This window comes from Azospirillum sp. A26, assembly GCF_042604635.1.
GTDB lineage: Bacteria > Pseudomonadota > Alphaproteobacteria > Azospirillales > Azospirillaceae > Azospirillum > Azospirillum palustre.
Genome location: NZ_CP170474.1, coordinates 287,784 through 310,335 on the forward strand (window position 1 = coordinate 287,784; position 22,552 = coordinate 310,335).

General features: G+C 68.7%; 20 protein-coding genes. 17 read left to right on the forward strand and 3 right to left on the reverse strand.

Going from position 1 to position 22,552, the window contains the following annotated elements:
* The first annotated feature begins 77 nt into the window (after positions 1 to 77).
* Entirely contained in the window at positions 78 to 1,694 is a 1,617-nt protein-coding gene (locus ABNQ39_RS25060; protein ID WP_376963244.1) for an alpha/beta fold hydrolase, read from the forward strand.
* Between the two features lie 48 nt (positions 1,695 to 1,742).
* Here the strand turns inward: ABNQ39_RS25060 and ABNQ39_RS25065 are convergent, their stop codons facing one another.
* Entirely contained in the window at positions 1,743 to 2,603 is an 861-nt protein-coding gene (locus tag ABNQ39_RS25065) for an IclR family transcriptional regulator (protein ID WP_376963248.1), read from the reverse strand.
* A 365-nt stretch (positions 2,604 to 2,968) separates the two neighbouring features.
* Here ABNQ39_RS25065 and ABNQ39_RS25070 point away from each other — a divergent pair, with 365 nt between their 5' ends.
* The 11 genes from ABNQ39_RS25070 to ABNQ39_RS25120 all read left to right on the forward strand — a co-directional run bounded on the left by ABNQ39_RS25070 (position 2,969) and on the right by ABNQ39_RS25120 (position 14,267).
* Positions 2,969 to 3,859, forward strand: a complete 891-nt coding sequence (locus ABNQ39_RS25070; protein WP_098736490.1) for an MBL fold metallo-hydrolase — start codon at positions 2,969 to 2,971, stop codon at positions 3,857 to 3,859.
* 20 nt (positions 3,860 to 3,879) lie between these two features.
* Positions 3,880 to 5,469 carry an FAD-binding oxidoreductase gene (locus ABNQ39_RS25075; RefSeq protein ID WP_376963252.1) on the forward strand — a complete coding sequence of 530 codons (1,590 nt, stop codon included), beginning with the start codon at positions 3,880 to 3,882 and terminating at the stop codon, positions 5,467 to 5,469.
* Between the two features lie 26 nt (positions 5,470 to 5,495).
* Entirely contained in the window at positions 5,496 to 6,752 is a 1,257-nt protein-coding gene (locus ABNQ39_RS25080; protein ID WP_376963255.1) for a 3-isopropylmalate dehydratase large subunit, read from the forward strand.
* Between the two features lie 8 nt (positions 6,753 to 6,760).
* Positions 6,761 to 7,309, forward strand: a complete 549-nt coding sequence (locus ABNQ39_RS25085) for a 3-isopropylmalate dehydratase (protein ID WP_376963258.1) — start codon at positions 6,761 to 6,763, stop codon at positions 7,307 to 7,309.
* Positions 7,293 to 8,153: an isocitrate lyase/PEP mutase family protein gene (locus ABNQ39_RS25090; RefSeq protein WP_376963261.1), complete on the forward strand. Its 861-nt coding sequence runs from the start codon at positions 7,293 to 7,295 to the stop codon at positions 8,151 to 8,153. The genes ABNQ39_RS25085 and ABNQ39_RS25090 overlap by 17 nt, the downstream gene beginning before the upstream one ends.
* A gap of 75 nt (positions 8,154 to 8,228) precedes the next feature.
* Positions 8,229 to 9,371 (forward strand): ABC transporter substrate-binding protein, encoded by a 1,143-nt coding sequence (locus tag ABNQ39_RS25095; protein ID WP_376963264.1) that lies wholly within the window; start codon positions 8,229 to 8,231, stop codon positions 9,369 to 9,371.
* Between the two features lie 65 nt (positions 9,372 to 9,436).
* On the forward strand, positions 9,437 to 10,315 hold the full coding sequence (locus ABNQ39_RS25100; protein ID WP_098736495.1) for a branched-chain amino acid ABC transporter permease: 879 nt from the start codon (positions 9,437 to 9,439) through the stop codon (positions 10,313 to 10,315).
* Positions 10,312 to 11,316 carry a branched-chain amino acid ABC transporter permease gene (locus ABNQ39_RS25105; RefSeq protein ID WP_376963268.1) on the forward strand — a complete coding sequence of 335 codons (1,005 nt, stop codon included), beginning with the start codon at positions 10,312 to 10,314 and terminating at the stop codon, positions 11,314 to 11,316. Before ABNQ39_RS25100 ends, ABNQ39_RS25105 begins: the two co-directional genes overlap by 4 nt.
* Positions 11,313 to 12,119, forward strand: a complete 807-nt coding sequence (locus ABNQ39_RS25110; RefSeq protein WP_376963270.1) for an ABC transporter ATP-binding protein — start codon at positions 11,313 to 11,315, stop codon at positions 12,117 to 12,119. The genes ABNQ39_RS25105 and ABNQ39_RS25110 overlap by 4 nt, the downstream gene beginning before the upstream one ends.
* Positions 12,112 to 12,819 carry an ABC transporter ATP-binding protein gene (locus ABNQ39_RS25115; RefSeq protein WP_376963273.1) on the forward strand — a complete coding sequence of 236 codons (708 nt, stop codon included), beginning with the start codon at positions 12,112 to 12,114 and terminating at the stop codon, positions 12,817 to 12,819. The genes ABNQ39_RS25110 and ABNQ39_RS25115 overlap by 8 nt, the downstream gene beginning before the upstream one ends.
* 5 nt (positions 12,820 to 12,824) lie before the next feature.
* Positions 12,825 to 14,267, forward strand: coding sequence for an FAD-binding oxidoreductase (locus ABNQ39_RS25120; RefSeq protein WP_376963276.1), 1,443 nt, complete (start codon positions 12,825 to 12,827; stop codon positions 14,265 to 14,267).
* A gap of 16 nt (positions 14,268 to 14,283) precedes the next feature.
* Here the strand turns inward: ABNQ39_RS25120 and ABNQ39_RS25125 are convergent, their stop codons facing one another.
* Both ABNQ39_RS25125 and ABNQ39_RS25130 read right to left on the reverse strand, forming a co-directional pair.
* Positions 14,284 to 15,090 carry a class I SAM-dependent methyltransferase gene (locus ABNQ39_RS25125; protein WP_376963278.1) on the reverse strand — a complete coding sequence of 269 codons (807 nt, stop codon included), beginning with the start codon at positions 15,088 to 15,090 and terminating at the stop codon, positions 14,284 to 14,286.
* A 191-nt stretch (positions 15,091 to 15,281) separates the two neighbouring features.
* Positions 15,282 to 16,424, reverse strand: a complete 1,143-nt coding sequence (locus ABNQ39_RS25130; RefSeq protein WP_376963281.1) for an MFS transporter — start codon at positions 16,422 to 16,424, stop codon at positions 15,282 to 15,284.
* Between the two features lie 207 nt (positions 16,425 to 16,631).
* On the opposite strand from ABNQ39_RS25130, the gene ABNQ39_RS25135 reads away from it, so the two are divergent.
* The 5 genes from ABNQ39_RS25135 (at position 16,632) to pdxA (ending at position 22,546) form a co-directional block, all read left to right on the forward strand.
* Complete coding sequence (locus ABNQ39_RS25135; protein ID WP_376963284.1) at positions 16,632 to 17,570, forward strand: LysR family transcriptional regulator; 939 nt, start codon at positions 16,632 to 16,634, stop codon at positions 17,568 to 17,570.
* Positions 17,571 to 17,604: 34 nt separating this feature from the next.
* On the forward strand, positions 17,605 to 19,164 hold the full coding sequence (ilvA, locus tag ABNQ39_RS25140; protein WP_376963287.1) for a threonine ammonia-lyase, biosynthetic: 1,560 nt from the start codon (positions 17,605 to 17,607) through the stop codon (positions 19,162 to 19,164).
* Between the two features lie 98 nt (positions 19,165 to 19,262).
* A complete protein-coding gene (locus ABNQ39_RS25145) occupies positions 19,263 to 20,039 on the forward strand; it encodes a FadR/GntR family transcriptional regulator (RefSeq protein ID WP_376963289.1) in 777 nt (258 codons plus the stop codon).
* Positions 20,040 to 20,315: 276 nt separating this feature from the next.
* Positions 20,316 to 21,515, forward strand: a complete 1,200-nt coding sequence (locus tag ABNQ39_RS25150) for a four-carbon acid sugar kinase family protein (protein WP_376963292.1) — start codon at positions 20,316 to 20,318, stop codon at positions 21,513 to 21,515.
* Positions 21,512 to 22,546 (forward strand): 4-hydroxythreonine-4-phosphate dehydrogenase PdxA, encoded by a 1,035-nt coding sequence (gene pdxA / locus ABNQ39_RS25155; protein WP_376963295.1) that lies wholly within the window; start codon positions 21,512 to 21,514, stop codon positions 22,544 to 22,546. Before ABNQ39_RS25150 ends, pdxA begins: the two co-directional genes overlap by 4 nt.
* Positions 22,547 to 22,552 lie beyond the last annotated feature (6 nt).

A 22,552-nucleotide genomic window follows, 5' to 3' on the forward strand; every position in this document is an offset into this window, starting at 1 on the left:
GCTTCGCGAGACCATTCCCCAATTCCGCACATCATCGAAGAGCAGGCGCCTGACGCCAGCCAATCGGGAGGAAACCGATGTCGACACCCCATTACGTGACCCTCGCCGACAGCCAGATGCGCGTCTGGCGCAGCGGATCGGGCCCGGACCTGCTGGTCCTTCCCGGCCTGATCGAAGCGGCCTCCGTCTGTGCCGACCGGCTGGCGGGTGCCCTGCCGGGTTGGACCGTCACCGTGCTTGATCTGCCTGGAACCGGCGGGTCGGCCATAAGCTGGGCGGACGACATTGCCGGGTTGGCCCGCCTGATCGCCGATGCCGCCGGCCGGCTCGGCCTTGCCGGCTGCCCGCTGCTGGCCTTCGACCTTGCGGCCCCTCTGGCACGCGCTCTGCCGGCAACGGGGCGGCAGCCGGATGGCGTGCTGCTGGTCGACACCGCCATGGCGGAGGGATGGAGCGAACGGGACTTGCGTCCTGCCCCGCTGACTCCCCGTGCGGATGGCACCCATCTGGCAGTGCTGTGGGCGCATCTGCGCGACGCCCATGTCCTGGAGCCGCGTGACGCCAGCCATCCGGCCAGGAACGGCGCTCCCCTGCCCGCTCCGCCTGAACTGGATGCGATGCTGCGCAGCGCCGCCGTCGCACCGGACCGTTATGGGGCACTGTGGTCGCTATGCCTGGACGCCATGCGCGCGGAGACTGGCTCTGCCGCCGATGAGAGTCGCGTCGATGGGCTGGCGGCGGTCGCCAAGCATCTCGCGCCGATGGCCGCCGGCCGGAAAACTGCCGCTGCGCTGCCCTCGACCCGGCCCTTTGCCGACCCGCTGCGGGTCTGGCACGACTATGCCGACACGCCCCATGGCCGTGTCCATCTGCGCCGCGCCGGGCGTGGCCGGCCGCTGCTGGCCTTCCAGTCGGCACCGGGTTCGTCGGCACCGCTGCTGCCGCTGCTGCACGGGCTGGCGCCGGGACGGGAGGTCATCGCCCCCGACTATCTCGGCAACGGCGAGTCCGACAAGCCGGAGCGTGCGGTGGACATCGGCGTGCTGGCCGACGACATGCTGGCGCTGGCCGACGCGCTCGGTCTGGACGGGTTCGACCTGTGGGGAACCCACACCGGCGCGCTGGTGGCGCTCGACCTGACGGTCCGCCATCCCGAGCGGATCGGCCGCGCCGTACTGGAAGCGCCGGTGCTGATCCCGGCCGACTTCAGCGCCGACATTCTTGACCATTACTTCCCGCCGCTGGCCGCCGACCGCTGGGGGCTGCATCTGCTTCAGGCCTGGAACATGCGGCGCGACATGTTCCTGTTCTGGCCGTGGTACCGGCAGGAGCGCGCCGCCGCTCGCAACATCGGCGTCCCCGCCGCCACGGTGCTGCATGACTGGACCATGGGGCTGCTGGCGAGCGGCAGCCATTACGACCGCTCCTACCGCGCCGCCTTCCGCTACGACACGCGGGCGGCCCTGGTGCGCCTGACCCGTCCGGCCCTGATCTGCGCCGGTCCGGCCGACATGCTGGTCGAAGGTCTGGCGGAGGCGAAAACGCTCGCCCCGGCCGGAACGGAGGTCACGCCGACCCCTGCCACCGTCTGGTATCCTGGCCAGGGCACCCAGGCGGTACAGAAAACCATCGACTGCTACGCCGCCTTCCTCGCTGGAAAGCCGGGCACGGCAAATTCGCACCCGGTGTCATAAGGCGATACTGCCGCCGCCCCAGCTCAGCCGCCAATGGCGGGCTCCGGCTCAGCCGCCGATGGCGGACTGGGCGCGGGCGGCGCGGTGCAGCGGCGGTGCCGACAGAGAATAGAGGTTGGCCGAGATCTCCCGCACCGCGTCGCGCATGTCGTCGAGAAAATTGGGCTGGCCGTTGCGGACAATGTGGGGGGTCAGGCCGGTCAGGCTGACCGCGGCGATCAACCGGCCGTCCGGCTCGAACAGCGGCATGGCGATGGCGGCGAGCCCCTCGATCACGTCGTCGACCGCCACCGACCATCCGCGCTGCCGCACCTCCTCCAGTTCCTTCGCCAACTGGCGGGGGTCGGTGGTGGTGTGGGGGGTGAGGCGCGTGGTCCCGCGCGACAGCACGCGGTCTACCTCCGCCTCCGGCAGATAGGCCAGCAGCACGCGCGGCGCCGCACCGCAATTCATCGGCAGCTGCCCGCCGACGATCCACCAGCGCACCTCCACCGAGCGGTCGCTGTGGAACTGGTCCAGGCAGACGGCCGACCCGTCATGATAGACCGACAGGAACACCGTGCTGCCCGTTGACTTCGCCAGCCGCGACAGGATGGTGGAGGCGATCTGGCGCAGGTCGCGGCGTTCCGGCACTGCCCCGGCCAGCTTCAGGATCTCGAGCCCCAGGCTGTATTTCTGGCTCTGCGCGTCGAAGACGGCGAAGCCATCCTGCACCAGCGTCAGCAGGATGCGCCGAGCCGTTCCCTTGTCGAGCTTTGCCGCACCCGCAACCTCCGTCAGGGTCAGCGTCGGGCCTTCCTGATAGAAGCTGCGCAGCACGGCCAGGGCCCGCGACACCGCGCGGACGCTGAGACCGTTCTTTTCCGTGGCCTGATCCACGCCCTGGTTGTCGTCCTGTCCGGTGTCCATACGTCGAAGCCCCTTATGGATGTCCCGCATCTCTGGTCCAGGCGGAAGCCTCGTCCTCCGCACAGCCGACGGAAGACGGCTGACCCATGGTCATCCCGCCGCGGTAGCGGCGCCGGCCTAGGATGGAAGGCGCGCGTCGGGTTGCGCAACCCCTTTCCACCATCCTCCGGCGACGCGCCGTTCGTGTCAATCAGTGACACCAATTTTGCCTGTTGACACGATCCGGTGCAAATGGTTTCCTTGGCAAACAAACAGAACAAGCGCGCCCCACCGCCTTTGCGGATGGCGGGCGCCCCATGCTCCGGCACGCCGCCGTCCCCTGATTTTCCGGACCGGCCGCCGGCATCCTGCACGAGGGGAGGACTATGCACACCATCGCCCTTGGTGCGTTCACGGTCACGCGGATCGAGGAAATGCTGACGCCGGGCTTCGACCCCGGCTTCCTGTTTCCGGCCTACGACGATGCGATCCTGACCCGGAACCCCGAACTGGCCGAACCGAATTTCCTCGACCCGGCATCAAAGCGCCTGATGTCGAGCATGCATTCCTGGCTGATCCGCACCGACCGCCACGTGATCCTGGTCGACACCGGCTGCGGCAACCACAAGGAACGCCACACCCCCGGCTTCGAACGCTTCCACATGCTGGACAAGCCCTATCTGCGCAACCTCGCGGCGGCGGGCGTGCAGCCGGAGGACGTGACCCTGGTCATCAACACCCACCTGCACATCGACCATGTCGGCTGGAACACCCAGCTGGTCGACGGACGCTGGGTGCCGACTTTCCCCAACGCCCGCTACATCTACGGCGCGCAGGAATTCAAGCACTGGCGCAGCCCCGAAGGCGGGCTGATCGGCATGCCGGGCAACGGCCCGGTGATGGAGGACAGCGTCCTGCCGGTCTGGGAGGCCGGACAGGTCGAGCTGATCGAAGACGGCGACCGCATCCTCGATGGGCTGTCGGTGGAGCTGGCCCCCGGCCACACCGCCGGCCAGATGTTCGTCCGGCTGGAGTCGGACCGGCACGCCGCCTACTTCACCGGCGATTGCCTGCACCAGCCGATGCAGGTGGCGCGCCCCGACTGGAACAGCCGCTTCTGCGAGGATCAGGCCCAGGCGGTGGCGACCCGCCGCCGGCTGCTGGACCATGCGGCCGACCGCGGCGCCTTGGTCTTCCCCGCCCACTTCGGTGCTCCCCACACCGGCTTCGTCCGCCGGACGGCCGAGACTTTCCGGTTCGAGCCGCTCGCGGCCTGATAATGCAGAGGGACCTCCCCATGAGCATCGCCGCCCTCGACGGCACGGCCACGCTGATCGACACCCTGCGCACGACGCTCGGCCCCGACGGCCTGCTGGATGACGAGAAGAGCCGAAACTTCTACGCCAACGACGTGTTCTGGCAGCCCGGCATCGCGCCGCTCGCCATCGCCCTGCCGCGCGACCGCGACGCGGTCGCCGCCACCGTGCGCGCCGCCCATGACGCCGGGGTGGCGGTGGTGCCGCGCGGCGGCGGCATGTCCTACACCAAGGGCTATCTGCCCGAAGGCCCGAATTCTGTCGTCATCGACAGCCGCCGTCTGAACCGCATCGTCGAGCTGAACACCGACAGCCTCTATGTGACGGTGGAGACCGGCTGCACCTGGGCGGCGCTGAACGAGGCACTTGAGGGCACGGACTTGCGCACCGGCTATTGGGGGCCGCTGTCGGGCATCAACGCCACCATCGGCGGCGCCCTGTCGCAGAACAGCGCCTTCTTCGGCTCCGCCCTGCACGGCACCGTGGCGGAGAGCGTGCTGGGCGTCACCGTGGTGCTGGCCGACGGGCGCACCGTCACCACCGGGTCGGGCGGCCGGGTCGGCACCAAGCCGTTCACGCGGTCCGGCGGTCCCGACCTGACCGGCCTGTTCCTGGGCGACAACGGCGCGATGGGCTTCAAGGTGGCGGCGACGCTGCGGCTCCACCGCCGGCCGGAGCACACCGACTTCCTGTCCTTCGGCTTCGCCACCATGCAGGCGATGGCCGCGGCGCAGGTGGAGATGGCGCGGGCGCGCTGCGTGTCGGAGGGCTTCGGCATCGACCGCACCAAGGTCGAGCATTCGGCCAGCGTCAACAAGCTGTCGGACGGGCTGAAGACGCTGGGCAACGTGGCGAAGGCCGGCAAGTCGCTGTTCCAGGGCGCCAAGGAGGCGCTGAGCGTCGCCACCGCCGGCACCGCCTTCCTCAAGGAGCACAATTTTACCCTCCATCTGGTGGTGGAGGGACGCAGCGAGACCCAGCTGCGCGAGGCGATGCAGATTGTGCGCGAGATCGGCGCCCGCCATGGCAAGGAGATCGAGAACAGCGTGCCCAAGGTCATGCGCTCCAAACCCTTCGGGCCGGTGCGCGGCATGCTGGGGCGCGAGGGCCAGCGCTGGGTCCCGATCCACGCCATCTTCCCGCTGGGCGACGCCGACAAGGTGGTCGCCGCCAACGACGCCTTCTTCGCCGAGAAGCGCGGCTTCATGGAACAGCACGGCATCATCTATTCGGTGATGACCATGACGGTCGGCAACGACTTCTTCCTGGAGCCGGCCTTCTACTGGACTGACGAGATCACGCCGCTGCATGCCGCCAGCCTGGGCGACGAGGTGGTGAAGCCCTGGCGCGACCGCCCGGCCAACCCGGCGGCACGCAACGCGGTGGCGGAACTGCGCCGCGCGACGCAGGAGCTCTATTGCAGCCTCGGCGGCGTGAGCTGGCAGGTCGCCCGCGACTATCCGTTCCGCGAGATCGTGACCCCCGAAACCTGGTCGCTGCTGGAGGGCGTCAAGCGCGCCGTCGATCCGCAGGGGCTGATGAATCCCGGTTCCCTCGGCCTCGGCCGCTGAGGACCGGGAGCGGAGACATCCACGCCATGGGCTACACCATCACCGAGAAGATCCTGGCACGCGCGGCGGGGCTGCCCGCGGTGCGTGCCGGACAGGACATCAAGGCGAAGCCGGACTTCGTGCTGGCCTACGACTTCCCCGGCTACACCGACGTCTATTTCAAGACGATGAAGGAGGATTTCGGCATCGAGCGGGTGGCCGAGCCGGAACGCTTCGGCATCTTCATCGACCACATGGTGCCGACCGCCACCGCCAAGGAGGAGGAGCTGCACATCAACACGCGCACCTGGTGCGCGGAGAACGATGTGCCGCTGTTCGAACGGCACGGCATCGGCCATCAGGTGGCAGCCGAGGTCGGCTATGCGACGCCGGGCGCCTTCGTCGTCCATTTCGACGGCCATGTCAGCCAGCTCGGCACCTTCGGCACGCTCGCCGTCGGGCTGCGCCGCAACGTGATGGAAGCCTTCGTCAGCGACACCGTGTCGATCCGCGTGCCCGATACGGTGCGGGTAAACCTGCGCGGGTCTTTGCGGCCCGGCGTGATGGCGCGCGACGTCTTCCATCATCTGGTGCGCCGGCTGGGGCCGAGTTCCTGCCGCTTCCAGGTGCTGGAGCTGGGCGGGCCGTCGGTGGCGGCGATGTCGACGGAGGGGCTTCAGACCATCACCGGGCTCGCCATGTTCACCGGCGCCCTGACCGCCATCGTCAATCCCGACCCGGTGCGGCTGGAATACGCCCTACCCCGCGCCCGCAAAAAGCTGGAACCGGTGTCGAGCGATCCGGACGCGCACTATTCCGCCGTCCACGACATCGACCTGTCGGATCTGGAACCGATCGTCGTCGTTCCGCCGACCCCGGCGGACACCCGCGACCTGACCGAGTTCCTCGGGCTGGAGATCAATGCCGGCTATCTCGGCTCCTGCGCATCGGGCCGGCTGGAGGATCTGCGGGCGGCGGCAAAGGTGCTGGAGGGCCGGCGGGTCAAGACCGGCGTCTCGCTCCACATCGTGCCGACCAGCCAGGAACTGATGGCGGCGGCGGCGCGCGAGGGGCTGGTCTCCACCCTGGTGGAAGCCGGGGCCTTCGTCTCCTCCCCCAGCTGCGACTATTGCTTCGGCCGCATCGCAACGATGACGGCGGGCCAGCGCGCGGTGTCGACCGGCACGCTGAACGTCCGCGGCCGGATGGGCAGCCCGGATTCGGAGATTTACCTCTGCAACGCCGCGGTGGTCGCCGCGTCCGCCATCGAGGGCCGGATCGCCGATCCGCGCCCGTACCTGTGAGGGCCGCCATGACGATGCCTGTTATGCGGGGCCGCGTCGCCTTCATCTTCGATGAGGTGAATTTCGACGTCGACCAGATCGTCGGCGTCAAGAACATCAAGATCACCGACGTGGCGGAACTGGCGCAGGTCGCCATGCAGGCCTATGACCCGGACTTCGCCACGTCGGTGCGGCCGGGCGACCTGCTGGTCGGCGCCGACAATTTCGGCTACGGCCACCCGCACTATCCGCCGATGAAGGCGATGCGCCATCTCGGCGTCACCGGGGTGATCGCGGAGTCCTTCTCGCCCGGCTACTGGCGCGGCGAGGTCAGCATGGGCTTCCCGCAGGTCAGCTGCCCCGGAATCCTCGGCTTCGTCCGGCGCTGGGACGAGATCGAGGTGGACTGGGCGGCGGGCGTGGTCCGCAACCACACCCAAGGCACCGAAATTCCCTTCGAGCCGCTGCCGCAGGCGGATGCCGAGATGATCGAGGCCGGCGGCCTCGTCCCCTTCCTGAAGCGGCAGGCGGCCCAGCAACGCGAACAAAAGGACCATGCCAATGTCTCGGGGATCTGAGTTCCGCAATCGCATCCTGGCGCAGAAGACCGTCTGGTCGGCCGGCGCCTATGACGCCCTCTCCGCCCGTTTCATCGAAGCGGCCGGCTTCGACGCGCTGATGACCTCGGGCTTCGGCGTCTCGGCCTCCTTCCTCGGCCAACCGGATGCCGAGCTCTACACCATGTCGGAAAACCTGACGGTGGTCCGCAACGTGGTGTCGGCGGTCAACGTCCCGGTCATCGCCGACATCGACACCGGTTACGGCAACGCCATCAACGTGATGCGCACGATCCGCGAGTTCGAGGCGTCGGGCGTGTCGGCCGTCATCATGGAGGACCAGGTGGCGCCCAAGCGCTGCCCGATCTGCGTCGGCGGGGTCGAGGTGATCCCGATGGACGAGGGCGTCGCCAAGATCCAGGCGGCGGTCGAGGCCCGGCGCGATCCCAACATGCTGATCATCGCCCGCACCGACGTGGTCGATCCGGCCGCCGCGATGGAGCGCGGGCGCGCCTATGTCGCCGCCGGCGCCGACATGATCCAGCCGATCAGCAAATGCTTCAAGGACATCGACGGCTTGCGCGCCATGCGCGAAGCGGTCGGCGTGCCGCTGTCGCTGCAGCTGCTCGGCTGGCTGGAAAAGCTGTCGGCCGACGAGGTCGAGGAGGTCGCCGGCATGGCGACCTATGCGCTGGTGCCGCTGATGACGGTCGCCTCGGCGCTGAAGGAGAATCTGGCCGCACTCGCCGAACGCCGTTCCACCCGCGACCTGCCGCGCCCGGTGACCGACCACAACAGCTTCATCGACTTCATCGGCTTCCCGCAGATCGAGGAATTGCAGAAGCGCTACCTGAAGACCGCCTGACGATCCTTTGCCGGCGGGCACCACCCGCCGGAACCAAGGGCCAAGCAAAAGACGACCAATCAACGGAGGAACCCCATGTTCGGTAGGCGCACTCTCCTTGCCGCCGCGGCGGCCCTGGCCCTGACCCTTCCCGTCGCCGGCACCACCGGCGCACAGGCGCAGCAGCCCCCGGTCCGCATCGCCCTCATCGGGCCGATGAGCGGCACCGGCGCCTTCGAAGGCCAGCTCGGCCTGGAAGGCGCGCAGGCGATGGCCGCGGTGATCAACGCCAAGGGCGGCGTGGCCGGCGGCCGCAAGATCGAGCTGCTGACCTATGATGACAAGGGCTCCCCCGAGGATGGCGTCAGCGCCGCCAAGCGGGCGATGGAGCAGGACAACGTCGACATGATCATCGGCGGCTGGTTCAGCGCCGTCGCCCTGTCGATGAAGGAAGTGACGCGCGACAAGATCATCACCGTGATGACCAGCTCCCAGCACCCGAAGGTGACGGAGGAGGGGCACAAGTACCTGTTCCGCCTGAACGCCACCTCGGCGATGATGTCGGAATTCTATTCGAAGGCGATCTGCGACCGCATCAAGCCCAAGTCCATCGCCTTCATGAACGTCAACGACGACTGGGGCCGGCTGGAACTGGACAACTATACCAAGCTGCTGACCGCCTGCGGCATCGAGGTGAAGGGGCACGAGTTCTACAACCGCACCGACACGGACTTCACCACCGCGCTGACCAAGCTGAAGTCGCTGAACGCCGACGCCATCTATGTCGCGGCGATCAACACCTCGCAGGGCGCCACCATCTACCGGCAGATCAAGCAGACCGGCTATCGCGGCAAGGTCATCGCGTCGGCCGGCAACATGAACCCGAAGCTGGTCGAGCTGTCCGGCAACTCGCTGGAGCAGGTCTATTCCGCCTCGCCCTTCACCGAGGACGGCGCCGCCCCGTCGCTGAAGCCGTGGCTAGACGAATACCGCAAGGACTACAAGAACGACCCGTCCTTCATCGCCGCACTCGGCGCCCAGGCGGTGCAGACCCTGGCTTTCGGCGTCGATGCCGCCGGCGGCGACCCGCGCGCCTACGACAAGATCGCCGCGGCCCTGAAATCGCAGGCGGTCCCGACCGTGATGGGGGAACTGCGCTTCTCCGACAAGGGCCAGGCGAGCCAGGCGATCCATCTGGTGCAGGTCCAGAAGAAGCAGATCGTCAGCGTCCGGGACTGAGTGGCGGCTGGTGAAAATCCCTCTCCCGAAAAGGGAGAGGGAGACTCCCGACAGGAAGATTCGACATGGATTTCACCGTCTTCGCCCAGCAGATCGCGAACGGCCTGGTCAACGGGATGGCCTATGTGCTCATCGCCACCGGGCTGACGCTGGTCTTCGGGGTGCTGCGCATCGTGAATTTCGCCCATGGCGAGTTCTACATGCTCGGCGCCTACATCACCTATTTCGTCGGCACCCTGTTCGGGCTCGACTACATCGCGGCGGCGGCGATCTCGGCCGTGGTGGTGGCGGGGCTCGGCGTCGCCGCCAACAAGCTGATCTTCTGGCCGCTGCGCCGCGACCATGAATTCACGATCCTGCTGTCCAGCCTGGGCCTCGCCCTGCTGATCGCTAACGGCGGCGAACTGCTGTTCGGCGCCGATCCGAAATATGTCGAGAGCCCCTTCGCCGACGAGGTGCTGGAGATCGGCACGGTGACGCTGACCCAGCAGCGCGTGCTGGTCTTCGCCGCCGCGGTCGTGGCGCTGATCGCTGTCTACCTGTTCATCCGCTATTCGCGCTTCGGCAAGATGATGCGGGCTACGGCGCAGAACCCGGACGGCGCGGCGCTGACCGGCATCAACATCGGGTTGGTCCACACCTACACCTTCGCGCTCGCCTGCGGGCTGGCGGCGCTGTCGGGCGCCCTGGTCGGCCCCACCGTGATGATCTTCCCGACCATCGGCAACTGGGCGGTGCTGAAGGGCTTCATCGTCGTCATCATGGGCGGTCTGGGCAGCGTCACCGGCGCCCTCTTCGCCGGCCTGCTGCTCGGCGTCATCGAATCGCTGGGCGGCGGCTACATCTCCCTCGGCTTCATGGAGGCCATCGGCTACGCGATGATCATCGCGGTCCTGCTGTGGCGCCCCAACGGTCTGTTCAGCACGGCGCGGGGTCTGCGATGAACACCAACTCTCATGGGTATTCCCTGGCGATTGCCGGCGGCATCGCTGCCCTGGCCGTCCTGCCCTTCCTGGCCGGCAATGCTTATCTGGAACATCTGCTGGTGCTGTGGATGCTGTATGCGCTGCTGGCGCTCAGCCTCAACATCGTGATCGGCTATCTCGGCGAACTCACCTTCGGCCATGCCGCCTTCGTCGGCGTCGGCGCCTACACCTCGGCGATCCTCTCCACGCAGCTGGGATTGCCGCCGCTCCTGGGCCTGCCGCTGGCCGGGCTGGTCGCTGCGGCCTTTGGTCTGGTCATCGGCTATGCCGCGTTGCGCGTGGTTGGGCCGCAGTTCGCCATCCTGACGCTGGGCTTCGGCGCCATCCTGTTCACCATCACCAACCATTGGGTCGATCTGACGCGCGGTCCGATGGGCATCACCGACATCCCGCCGATGGCAATCGGCCCGCTGGCCTTCGACAGCGCCCGCCCGACCTATTATCTGGTCCTGGCGCTGGTGCTGGCGACCGCCTATCTCTGCCACGCGCTGGTGGGCAGTCGCACCGGCCGTGCCTTCCTGGCGGTGCGGGAGAATGCGCCGCTCGCCGCCTCGCTCGGCATCAACGTCTTCCACACCAAGCTGATGGGCTTCGTCGCCGCCACCGCCATCGCCGGCATCGGCGGCGCCATCTATGCCCACTACATCCGGGTCATCACCCCCGACATCATGGGCGTCCACAATGTCGCCGCCCTGATCATCGTCGTCATCATCGGCGGACGCGGCACCATCCTGGGACCGATCCTGGGGGCGCTGGTCTATATCGGCCTGCTGGAATCGCTGCGCGTCGCCGGCCCGCTGCGCATGGTCATCTTCGCGGCCCTGCTGACCGGCACCGTCGTCTTCCTGCCGGGCGGGCTTATCAGCCTGTGGCAGCGCTGGCGCAACGCCCACAAGTCGGAGAACACTCAGCCGGCCACGCCCACCGGCTTGCCCAGCACGGAGGGAGGAGCGAAATGAGCCCCGCCGCAAACGCAGGTGAAATCCCGGCAAATGAGATTTTGGCCGTCAGCAACCTGACCCGCATCTTCGGCGGCCTGACAGCGGTGCGCGACGTCACCATGACGGTCCAGGCCGGCGAGGTGGTCGGGCTGATCGGGCCGAACGGCGCCGGCAAGACGACGCTGTTCAACATGCTGGGCGGCTCGCTGCCGCCCTCGTCGGGCAGCATCCGCTTCGCAGGCACCGACTGCACCGGCGCACCGTCGCACGTCATGGGCCAGCGCGGCGTCTCGCGCACCTTCCAGATCACCAGCCTGTTTCCCAGCCTGACCGCGCTCGACAATGTGCGCAGCGCCGCCTACCGCACGACGCGGGCCGGCTGGGGGGCTGCCATCCTGCGCAGCCCGGCCTATCGGCGGGAAGAGGCGGAGCTGCGGCGCAAGGCGCTGGAGATCCTGGCCTTCTGCGACCTCGACCACCGCGCCGAAACGCTGGCCGACGCCATGTCCTACGGCGAGCAACGCCGGCTGGAGATCGCCATCGCGCTGGCCGCCGAGCCGCGCCTGCTGCTGCTCGACGAGCCGGCTGCCGGCATGAACCCGGAGGAGGGCCAGCGGCTGGTCGAGATGATCCGCCGCATCCGCGCCCGCGGCGTCACCGTTCTGCTGGTGGAGCATCACATGCGGGTGGTCGCCAGCGTCTGCGACCGGCTGGTGGTGCTGGACCATGGGGTGAAGATCGCCGAGGGACCGCCGGCCAAGGTTCTGAACGATCCGGAAGTGATCCGCGTGTATCTGGGACGGGAGCCGGTCGATGCTTAAGGTCGAAAGTCTGAAGGTCCGCTACGGCCACCGCGAGGCGGTCCACAACGTCTCCCTAACCGTCGAGGACGGAGAGCTGGTCACGCTGGTCGGCTCCAACGGCGCCGGCAAGACGACGACGCTGAAGGCGATCTCCGCCCTGCTGCGGCCGAGCGGCGGAACGATCACCTTCGACGGCGAGCGCATCGACCGGCTGGCGCCGCACCAGGTGATCGAGCGCGGGCTGGTCCATGTGCCGGAAGGCCGCCAGCTTTTCCCCGAGATGACGGTGCTGGAGCATCTGGAGCTGGGCGCGTTGCGCGGTCGGCCCGGCAGCATGGGATTCGCCGAGCGGCTGCGCTGGGTCTATGAGCTGTTCCCCATCCTGGCCGAACGCCGCACCCAGAAGGCCGGCACGATGAGCGGCGGGCAGCAGCAGCTGGTCGCCTTCGGCCGCGGCCTGATGGCCAACCCGAAATGCCTGATGCTGGACGAGCCGACGCTGGGGCTGGCGCCGATCATCGTCGACACGCTGGCCGACACCATCAAGAACCTGCACGGCACCGGCATCACCATCCTGCTGGTCGAGCAGCGGGTGGATCTGGCGCTGCGTCTGGCCGACCGCGCCTATGTGCTGGAGACCGGGCGGGTGGTGATGGAGGATTCGGCACAGACCCTGCTGGCCGATCCGCGCATCAAAACTGCCTATCTCGGGCTGTGACGGCCATGTCCGGTACGGAGGTGGTGGAGCGGGCGCGGGCGATCCTCGGGCCGGCCCATGTGCTGATCGGGCCGGCCGACACCGCGCCCTTCCTGGCGGATTGGCGCGGGCGCTACCGCGGTGCGGCGCTGGCCGTGGTCCGTCCGGCCGATGCTGAACAGGTGGCGACCATCGTCCGGCTGTGCGCGGAGACGGGCACGCCGCTGGTGCCCCAGGGCGGCAACACCGGGGTGGTCGGCGGCGCCATCCCCGACGACAGCGGACGAAGCCTCGTCCTCTGCCTGTCGCGCCTGAACCGGGTCCGCGAGGTCGATCCCATCGGCGACAGCCTGACGGTGGAGGCCGGCTGCACCCTGGCCGCGGTCCAGGCCGCCGCCGAGGCGGCCGGGCGGCTGTTCCCGATGAGCCTGGGCAGCGAGGGCAGCTGCCAGATCGGCGGCACCATCGCCACCAACGCCGGGGGTACCGCCGTCCTGCGCTATGGCCCGATGCGCGACCTCGTGCTGGGGCTGGAGGTGGTGCTGTCCGACGGCACGTTGTGGAACGGGCTGCGGGCGCTGCGCAAGGACAACACCGGTTATGCCCTGAAGCACCTGTTCATCGGGGCGGAGGGCACGCTGGGCATCGTCACCGCGGCGACGTTGAAGCTGTTCCCAAGGCCGCAGAGCGTCGCCACCGCTTTCCTCGCCCTGCCCTCGCTGGACGCGGCCCTGCGGGTGTTCGCCCAACTGCGCGGTGCGCTGGGCGACCGGGTGACCACGGCAGAAATCCTGTCGGAGTCGCAACTGGCCTCGGTGCTGGCCCATGTGCCGGGCACCGCCCGGCCGCTCGGCACAATCATGCCCTGGTATCTGCTGGTCGAGGTCACCGACCCGATGCAGGGGCTGGATCTGGCCGCGCGGCTGGAGGATCTGCTGGCAATCGGGCTGGAGGACGGCAGCGTCGCCGACGCGGCGGTGGCTCGCAGCCAGGCCCAGGCGAATGCGATGTGGAAGTTGCGCCACAGCGTGTCGGAGGCCAACCGCAAGAGCGGCATCGTCGTCGGCCACGACACCGCGGTGCCGGTCGCCCGCATCCCCGACTTCGTCGCCCGCGCCAGCGCGGCCATCGAGAGGGTGCGGCCGGATGCCCGCGTCGTGGCGGTGGGGCATATCGGCGACGGCAACATCCATCTGGTCGCCATCCTGCCGGAAAGTCTCCGCGAAAGCCTGCGGGCATCGGGCGAGCCGCTGGACCGCATCGCCCAGGCGATCAGCGCGGCGGTCCATGAACAGGCAATCGGTCTCGGCGGCACCATCAGCGCCGAGCATGGCATCGGCCAGAGCATGCGCGACGCGCTCGCCGCCTTCAAGGGACCGGCGGAAATGGCGCTGATGCAGGGCATCAAGCAGCTGTTCGACCCGCAGGGAGTGATGAATCCCGGCAAGGTCGTGGCGGTCCGGCGCTGACGGTCTTACCGCCGGCTCAGGCCACCGCCGTTATCACATGCGCCTGAATCCTGCCGTCGATGGGGCCGTCGGCAAAATGCCGGGCGATGGCTTGGGCGGCGAGGTCCGTCACCTCGTCGAGACGGCTTGCATCTCGCGCCTCGATCTCCAGGCGCATGGGCGTTCCCTGGCAAAAGCCGGTCGCCGGATCGGCGGCCGTCGCCGCCCGGCTGCGCAGGGTCACGGTCTCGATTGCGATGTCGGTGAAGCCGGCCTTTTGGAGGTCGTCGCGGACCCGCCCGGTGTCATGATAGCCATGCGGCGTCCGTGCCATGAAGCCGGGCGGATCGTCGGGAAAGGCCGCGGCGACGGCGGCGCTGACGACCGCGGCGATCTCGTTGTCCTCGATCCGGTCCCACACGCTGAACAGGAAACGGCCTCCCGGTTTCAGCACCCGGCGTGCTTCGGCGAACCCCGCGGGCTTGTCCGGGAAGAACATCACGCCGAACTGGCAGACGAGCGCATCGAAGCCGTGGCTCTCGAAGGGCAGGCTCAGGGCATTCGCCTGCCGCCACATAACTCGTGACGCATCCAGCTTCTGCGCCGCATGGTCGAGCATCGGCTGATTGAGGTCCGTCGCAACGAGTTCGACGCTTGCCGGCAGGGCTTGGACCAGGGCGCGCGTCACAATCCCTGTTCCGGCCGCCGTTTCCAGAATCCGCCCTTCCATGCCTGCAAGCCGCCGTGCCATATCGCCGGCATAGGGTTCGAACAGGAGGGGGCCGAGATACCGGTCATAAAGTGCCGGAATCGCCCCTGCGAAAGCCTTGTCCACGTCAGCCATGTCGCCCCCCATTTCAAAATGCGGGATCGCTCAGCGTATTCCCCGCCGACGATGCGGGCGACGGCCAATTGGGGGCGGGCGCATGCTCCTTGGGTCCACCAATCGACGAAATCGCAACGAAAAGCCCCCCGGAGCCATGCGTTTCGGCATGGATCCGGGGGGCTTGCGGTCATCTTGGGAAAAGGGATGGTTCAGCGGCCCGACCGGGTGAGGAGCCGCAGGACCAATGCTGCGGCCGAGGCGGCGGTGGCGACGGCGACCACGCCGTTCCAACCCCAGGCGGCCAGGGCCTGGCTGCCCAGTGTGGCGCCGGCCGCCATGCCGATGAACATGCCGACCATCAGCACCGCGTTCAGGCGGCTGCGGGCGGCCGGGTCGATGCCGTAGACGATGGTCTGGTGGGAGATCAGCGAGGCCTGGACGCCGAGGTCGAAGCCGACGGCGCTCGCAACCAGCAGCCACAGGCGGCCACCCTCGGGCAGCAGCGGCGACAGCGCCATCGCGGCGAAGGACAGCACGGCCAGACCGGCACCCAGCCGGGTCATCAGCGCCGGACCGCGGCTGTCGGCGATGCGGCCGGCAATCGGCGCCACCAGCGCACCGGCCGCACCGGCCAGACCGAAGGCACCCGCCGCGGCGGCGCCCAGATGGAACGGCGCGCCATGCAGCATCACCGCCAGGGTCGACCAGAAGGCGCTGAAGCCCAGCGACAGCAGACCCTGCGCCATCGCCGCCCGGCGCAGGCCGGGATGACGGGCCCACAGCGTGACCAGGGATCCCAGCAGCTCGCCATAACCGAGATCGGTCGTCGGCGCGAAGCGCGGCAGCCCACGCCACAGCGCGGCACCCAGCAGGGCGATGCTGCCGGCGGCGGCGACGAACACGGCGCGCCAGCCGAACTGCTCGGCGATGACGCCGCTGACCACCCGCGACAGCAGGATGCCCAGCAGCAGGCCGGTCATCACCGTGCCGACCACCCGGCCGCGATGCTCCACCGGGGCCAGCGTCGCAGCGGCGGGGACGATGTCCTGCGCCAGCGTCGCCGAAAGCCCCATCACGAGGCTCGCCGCCAGCAAGCCGCCGATGGACGGCGCGGATCCCGCCGCCAGCAGGGCCGCGACCAGCACCGACACCTTCGCCAGGATGATGCGGCGGCGGTCGAAACGGTCGCCCAGCGGGGCCAGCAGCAGGATGCCGAAGGCGTATCCCAGTTGCGTCAGGGTCGGCACCCAGCCGACCGTCCGGTCCGCCGCCCCGATGTCGGCGCCGAGCACACCCAGCATCGGTTGGCTGTAATAGAGCGTCGCCGCCGCCAGACCGGTACCAGCGGCCATCAGGAACACCAGCGGGCGGCTGATCCCGCCATCATGCGCAGGCGCCAGGGGTATTGCACTTGCCAGCGGCGTTGCATGCGCGGTTTGAATGGTTGTCATCGTTCGATCCCCTCAAGGGCAAGCAGTGTCTTGGTTGAGGGGGAGTATGGCGGCGGGCCGCAGGGGACGGTAGCCGGACCGGGTGTAGATTTGCTATACGCTTCACGTATGAGCAATGACCTCTCGGCGGTCGGCAGCGACCGCATCGCCCTGCTGGAGACCTTCGTCCGCATCGTGGAGGCGGGGAACCTGTCGGCCGCGGCCGCACAGCTGGGCAGCACCCAGCCGACGGTCAGCCGCCGCCTGCAACTGCTGGAACGGACGCTCGGCGTCCGGCTGCTGCACCGCTCCACCCACCGGATGAATCTGACGGAGGACGGCACCCTCTGTTACGAGCGGGCCAAGGATCTGCTGGCCGGCTGGCAGATGCTGGAAAGCGATGTCCGCGGCGCCGACGACCAGCCGACCGGACATCTGCGGGTGCTGGCGCCGCATGCGTTCGGACAGCAGCAGTTGATCGGGCCGGTGGCGGACTATCTGCGCCGCTATCCGCGGATGACGGTGGAATGGCTGCTGCACGACCGCATGCCGGATTTCATCGCCGAGGGCATCGACTGCGCCATCCGGGTCGGCGAGATCGCCGATCCGTCGGTGGTCGCCCTGCGGCTGGCGGAAGTGCCGCGGATCGCCGTCGCCTCCCCCACCCTGCTCGGCGGGCGGCCGGTGCCGCAGCATCCGGACGAGCTGGCGGACCTGCCCTGGCTGGCTCTGCGCACCTTCTACCGGGGCGAGGTGACGCTGACCCATGCCGGGACCGGCGAGACGGTCGGCTTCCCCATCCGGCCGCGCCTGTCCACCGACGGGCTGCAGGCGATCCGCAACGCGGCGCTCCTCGGGCTGGGGGCGGCCATCGCCTCGCAATGGGCGCTGGTGGACGATCTGGCGGCGGGCCGGCTGGTGCATCTGGCACCGGACTGGCAGGCCCCCACCCTGCCCGTCAGCCTGGTCTATCATCCCGCCCGCCACCAGCCAGCCCGCCTGCGCCGCTTCATCGAGGTGATGCGCGTCGCCGTGCCCCTCGCCTTCCGCGCGGTGCAGGCACCATAGCGTCAAAAGGCGGCGGCTTTGCCTCGGCTTTGCTATGGTGTCCGCGACTTGTTCAGGAAGGCCGATGTTCATGCACGAGTATGTCCGCAAAATCCTCACCGCGCGCGTCTATGACGTGGCGATCGAAAGCCCGCTCGACCCGATGCCGCGGCTGTCGCAGCGCCTGAACAACATCGCCCTGCTGAAGCGCGAGGATCTGCAACCCGTCTTCTCCTTCAAGCTGCGCGGCGCCTACAACAAGATGGTCGGGCTTCCGCCGGAGGCGCGGGAGCGCGGGGTGGTGTGCGCGTCGGCCGGCAACCATGCCCAGGGCGTGGCGCTGTCGGCGCAGAAGCTGGGGATCAAGGCGGTGATCGTCATGCCGCGGACGACGCCGGCCATCAAGGTCCAGGCGGTCAAGAGCCGCGGCGGCAAGGTCGTTCTGCACGGCGACGTCTTCGACGACGCCTATCTCCATGCCCGCCAGATCGAGGCCGACAAGGGGCTGACCTTCATCCACCCCTATGACGATCCCGACGTGATCGCCGGCCAGGGCACCGTCGGCATGGAGATCCTGCGCCAGCACCCGCACCCGCTGGACGCCATCTTCGTGCAGATCGGCGGCGGCGGGCTGGCCGCCGGGATCGCCGCCTACGTCAAGTTCCTCCGCCCCGACGTGAAGGTGATCGGCGTCGAGCCCGACGACGCGGCCAGCATGGGCGCCGCCATCGCGGCCGGAAAGCGCGTGCAGCTGGATCAGGTCGGGCTGTTCGCCGACGGCGTCGCCGTCCGTCAGGTCGGCTCCGAGACCTTCCGGCTGTGCAGCGAGCTGCTGGACGAGGTCATCACCGTCAACACCGACGAGATCTGCGCCGCCGTCAAGGACATCTTCGAGGACACCCGCGCCATCACCGAACCGTCTGGCGCGGTCGGTCTGGCCGGCCTGAAGAAATACGCCGGGCGCGAAGGGTTGCAGGGCAAGGGGCTGGTGGCCATCGGCAGCGGCGCCAACATGAACTTCGACCGGCTCCGCCACATCGCCGAACGGGCGGAGATCGGCGAACGGCGCGAGGCGCTGCTGGCCGTCACCATCCCGGAGCGGCCCGGCGCCTACCGGCAATTCATCCAGGCGCTCGGCAAGCGCTCGATCACCGAGTTCAACTACCGCTATGCCGACGACCGCGAAGCGCAGATCTTCGTCGGCGTCCAGTTGACCGAGGGCGATGCGGAGAAGCGCCAGATCATCGACCTGCTGCGGGGCCTGGACTGCCCGGTTCTGGACATGAGCGACAACGAGATGGCGAAGCTCCATGTCCGCTACATGGTCGGCGGCCGGGTGCGCGGGTTGAAGGACGAGCTGCTCTACCGCTTCCAGTTCCCGGAGCGGCCGGGCGCCCTGCTGAAGTTCCTGAACGGGCTGGCGCAGGAGTGGAACATCTCGCTGTTCCATTACCGCAACCACGGCGCCGACTATGGCCGCGTGCTGGCCGGCATCCAGGTGCCGGAGAAGGACCGGACGCGGTTCCGGCGCTGCCTGGACGAGCTTGGCTATCCCTGCTGGGACGAGACCGGCAACCCGGCCTACCGGATGTTCCTGGCCGAACCGCAGGGCTGATGCCGGGAACGCTCCCGAAAAGCTGGCAAGTTGGCCCTTACATGTTTACAAATACCTGACAGCCGAGGGACGGCAGCCAGCGGAGCGGGAGCGACAGGATGGAGTCGAGTGAACACGGCGCGATGACCGTTACGGTGTCGGACGGCGGGGAGGGCACGCCGCTGCTCCGCACCCGCCAGACGCCGCTGGTCACGCGGATCTACCAGCTGCTGTTGGCCCAGATCAGCGCCGGCGATTTCAAGCCCGACGAGCGTCTGCCCGGCGAGAACGACCTTGCCGCCCGCTTCCAGGTGTCGCGCCCGGTGGTGCGGGAGGCGCTGAAACGGCTGCGCAACGACGGGCTGATCTACTCCCGCCAGGGCGCCGGCAGCTTCGTCCGGGTGGCGGTGGAGGAAAGCCAACCGGTGCTGGGCTATGCGCCGGTGGAAACGATTGCCGACATCCAGCGCTGTTACGAGTTCCGCCTGACCATCGAGCCGGACCACGCCTATCACGCGGCCCTGCGCTGGAACGACGCCGCACTCGACCGCATCGCGGCGGCGCTGAGCCTGATGGACGATGCGACCCGTGCCCACCGGCACCGCGAGGATGCCGACTACGCCTTCCACACCGCCATCGCCGAGGCGACGAACAACCATTATTACATGTCGTCGATGCAGGCGCTGAAGGATCACATCTCCGTCGGCATGAAGTTCCATGGCGTGTCGCTGATGGGTCCGAGCTCTGGCCTGACCGGCGTGTATGACGAGCATCGCGGCATCTTCGATGCCATCCGCCAGCGGGACGGGGAAACCGCACGCCAGCGGATGCGCACGCATCTGGAAGGCTCGCGCGACCGCGTGTTCGAAGGGCGCGCGCTGGACCTCTCGCTGTAAATCTCTGACCTGCGATTGCTTTTCCGACAGAACCGCACCGCCCGGCCGTCGCTGGTGCGCGCGGACTGGCTCGTCCATGGCTTCTTGGCGCAACATGTAAACATGTATCGCCCGATAACCGCGCTGCACCCCTTATTTCTGCCCTCAACAACATTACAACATATTGACATCTCCGCAGCGCTATGATGGAGTGGGTCATCGTCGAGGGCGGCGGGAGCGCCCGGCAGCTGACCATCGCAGTGCGATGGCCGCCGCTCACAAGGATGGGGACCACCCATGGACAGCATGGTTCCACAGGAAGGATCGCCACAGGGCATCCAGGCGGCGGCCGGATCGACGGCGACGCTGCATCCGTGCCTGATCGCCGACGACCTGACCGGGGCGCTCGACACCGCCGCCCAATTCGCCGCCATCGCTGGTCCGATCCCCGTCTACTGGCAGAGCCTGCCCTATCCCACCCTGCCGAATGCGCTCGCTTTCGACAGCGGCACACGCGAGACGACGCGGGACGAGGCCCGCCGCCGGGTCGCCGCCATCGCCGCCGGCCTGCCGCGCAGCCCCGGCTCGCTGCATTACGCCAAGCTCGACAGCCTGTTGCGCGGCCATGCCGGGGCGGAGATCGCCGCCTGGATCGTGGCCACGGCCCCCGATCATGTCATTGTTGCCCCCGCCTTCCCCTATCAGGGCCGCGTCACGCGCGGCGGCATCCAGCTCGCCCACGGCGATGACGCCCACAGCTGGACAGCCGCGGCCAGCGACCTGCGCGCCGATCTGGAGCGGGAAGGCCTTGCGGTCCAGCTCCGCTGCCCCGGCGAGCCGGTACCGGCGGGCATCAGCCTGTGGGATGCCGAAACCGATGCCGATCTCGACGCCATCGCCGCCGCCGGCCTCGCGCTGAACGGGCGCGTGCTGTGGTGCGGCAGCAGCGGACTGGCCGGAGCGCTGGCCCGGCAGATGGGCGCCGCCGCCAGCGATCCCGTCGCCGTGCGGCTGCCACGGCGGATCCTCGGCCTGTTCGGCACCAACCACCCGGCGATGACGGCACAGATCGACGCCTGTCCGGACCATGTGCTGGCGCTGCCCGACGGTGGCCTGACCTCGGCCACGGTGCTGGCCCAGCGGCTGGACCGCGACGGCATCGCGCTCGCCACCCTCGCCCTGCCCGACGGGTTGGCGCGGAGCGACGCGGCGCAGCGGATCGAACGGGAATTCGCCCGGCTGGTCCGCAGGCTCGACCCGCCCGGTACGCTGCTGGTGGCCGGCGGCGAGACCCTGCGCGGCCTCTGCCTCGCCCTGGACGCCGACCGGCTGGAGCTGGACGGACAGGTCTGGCCGGGGGTGCCCTGCTCCATCCTGCGCGGCGGACGCTTCGACGGGGTCCGCATCATTTCAAAATCGGGCGCGTTCGGCGACCCGTCACTGCTGCGCCGGCTGCTTGCGCTGGCTGCGCCGCTTCATCAGGGAGAACAAGCATGACACCGCATCTGGCCATCACCATGGGCGATCCGGCCGGCGTCGGGCCGGAGATCATCGTGAAGGCCTGCGCGCGTCTGAAGGACCGGCTGGCCGACGGCTCGCTGCGCCTGCTGGTCATCGGCAGCAACCCCGCCCTCCATGCGGCGCGCGATGCGCTCGGCAGCGACCTCGACTTCCCCGAGGTGACTGACATCGACGGCGAGTGGCCGGCGCTGGCCTGCCTCCAGGCCGGGCCGGAGGGCGAGCCGATCCGTCCCGGCATGCTGTCGATCGACGGCGGCCGCTTCGCCTATCTGGCGGTGGAGCGCGCGGTGCGGCTGGCCGAAGCCGGCCGCATCCACGGTATCGTCACCGCGCCTTTGAACAAGGAGGCGATGAACAAGGCCGGCTATCACTTCGCAGGGCACACCGACCTGCTGGCCGAACTGACCGGCGCGCGCGGTTCGGTGATGATGCTGGCCCACGGCAACATGCGGGTCAGCCACGTCACCACCCACATCGCGCTGGAGGATGTGCCGAAGAAGCTGACGCCGGAACGGCTGCGCTACGTCATCGACCGCACCGACGAGACGCTGGCCGGGCTCGGCCTGCCGCGCCGCCGCATCGCCATCGCCGCGCTGAACCCGCATGCCGGCGAAGGCGGGCTGTTCGGCCGCCAGGACATCGAGGTGACCGAGCCGGTGATCCGCCAATGCGTCGCCGACGGGCTGGATGTCGTCGGGCCGGTGCCGGGCGACACCATCTTCGTCAAGCTGCGCGCCGGCCAGTACGACGCGGTGGTCGCCATGTACCACGACCAGGGCCACATCCCGGTCAAGCTGCTGGGCTTCAACGTCAATCCGGAGACCGGCACCTGGGATGCGCTGAGCGGCGTCAACATCACGCTCGGCCTGCCGATCATCCGCACCTCCGTCGACCATGGTACCGCCTTCGACATCGCCGGCAAGGGCATCGCCAACGAGCTGAGCCTGATCGAGGCCATCGACTACGCCGAAAAGCTGGCCGCCGCCCGCGTGCGCGTCGCCGCCTGAGGAACC

Bases quoted from the DNA above. Each gene is read 5' to 3' on its own strand.
- ABNQ39_RS25060 (WP_376963244.1), top strand. From the start codon at position 78: ATGTCGACACCCCATTACGTGACCCTCGCCGACAGCCAGATGCGCGTC.
- ABNQ39_RS25065 (WP_376963248.1), bottom strand. From the start codon at position 2,603: ATGGACACCGGACAGGACGACAACCAGGGCGTGGATCAGGCCACGGAA.
- ABNQ39_RS25070 (WP_098736490.1), top strand. From the start codon at position 2,969: ATGCACACCATCGCCCTTGGTGCGTTCACGGTCACGCGGATCGAGGAA.
- ABNQ39_RS25075 (WP_376963252.1), top strand. From the start codon at position 3,880: ATGAGCATCGCCGCCCTCGACGGCACGGCCACGCTGATCGACACCCTG.
- ABNQ39_RS25080 (WP_376963255.1), top strand. From the start codon at position 5,496: ATGGGCTACACCATCACCGAGAAGATCCTGGCACGCGCGGCGGGGCTG.
- ABNQ39_RS25085 (WP_376963258.1), top strand. From the start codon at position 6,761: ATGACGATGCCTGTTATGCGGGGCCGCGTCGCCTTCATCTTCGATGAG.
- ABNQ39_RS25090 (WP_376963261.1), top strand. From the start codon at position 7,293: ATGTCTCGGGGATCTGAGTTCCGCAATCGCATCCTGGCGCAGAAGACC.
- ABNQ39_RS25095 (WP_376963264.1), top strand. From the start codon at position 8,229: ATGTTCGGTAGGCGCACTCTCCTTGCCGCCGCGGCGGCCCTGGCCCTG.
- ABNQ39_RS25100 (WP_098736495.1), top strand. From the start codon at position 9,437: ATGGATTTCACCGTCTTCGCCCAGCAGATCGCGAACGGCCTGGTCAAC.
- ABNQ39_RS25105 (WP_376963268.1), top strand. From the start codon at position 10,312: ATGAACACCAACTCTCATGGGTATTCCCTGGCGATTGCCGGCGGCATC.
- ABNQ39_RS25110 (WP_376963270.1), top strand. From the start codon at position 11,313: ATGAGCCCCGCCGCAAACGCAGGTGAAATCCCGGCAAATGAGATTTTG.
- ABNQ39_RS25115 (WP_376963273.1), top strand. From the start codon at position 12,112: ATGCTTAAGGTCGAAAGTCTGAAGGTCCGCTACGGCCACCGCGAGGCG.
- ABNQ39_RS25120 (WP_376963276.1), top strand. From the start codon at position 12,825: ATGTCCGGTACGGAGGTGGTGGAGCGGGCGCGGGCGATCCTCGGGCCG.
- ABNQ39_RS25125 (WP_376963278.1), bottom strand. From the start codon at position 15,090: ATGGCTGACGTGGACAAGGCTTTCGCAGGGGCGATTCCGGCACTTTAT.
- ABNQ39_RS25130 (WP_376963281.1), bottom strand. From the start codon at position 16,424: ATGGCCGCTGGTACCGGTCTGGCGGCGGCGACGCTCTATTACAGCCAA.
- ABNQ39_RS25135 (WP_376963284.1), top strand. From the start codon at position 16,632: ATGAGCAATGACCTCTCGGCGGTCGGCAGCGACCGCATCGCCCTGCTG.
- ilvA (WP_376963287.1), top strand. From the start codon at position 17,605: ATGGTGTCCGCGACTTGTTCAGGAAGGCCGATGTTCATGCACGAGTAT.
- ABNQ39_RS25145 (WP_376963289.1), top strand. From the start codon at position 19,263: ATGGAGTCGAGTGAACACGGCGCGATGACCGTTACGGTGTCGGACGGC.
- ABNQ39_RS25150 (WP_376963292.1), top strand. From the start codon at position 20,316: ATGGACAGCATGGTTCCACAGGAAGGATCGCCACAGGGCATCCAGGCG.
- pdxA (WP_376963295.1), top strand. From the start codon at position 21,512: ATGACACCGCATCTGGCCATCACCATGGGCGATCCGGCCGGCGTCGGG.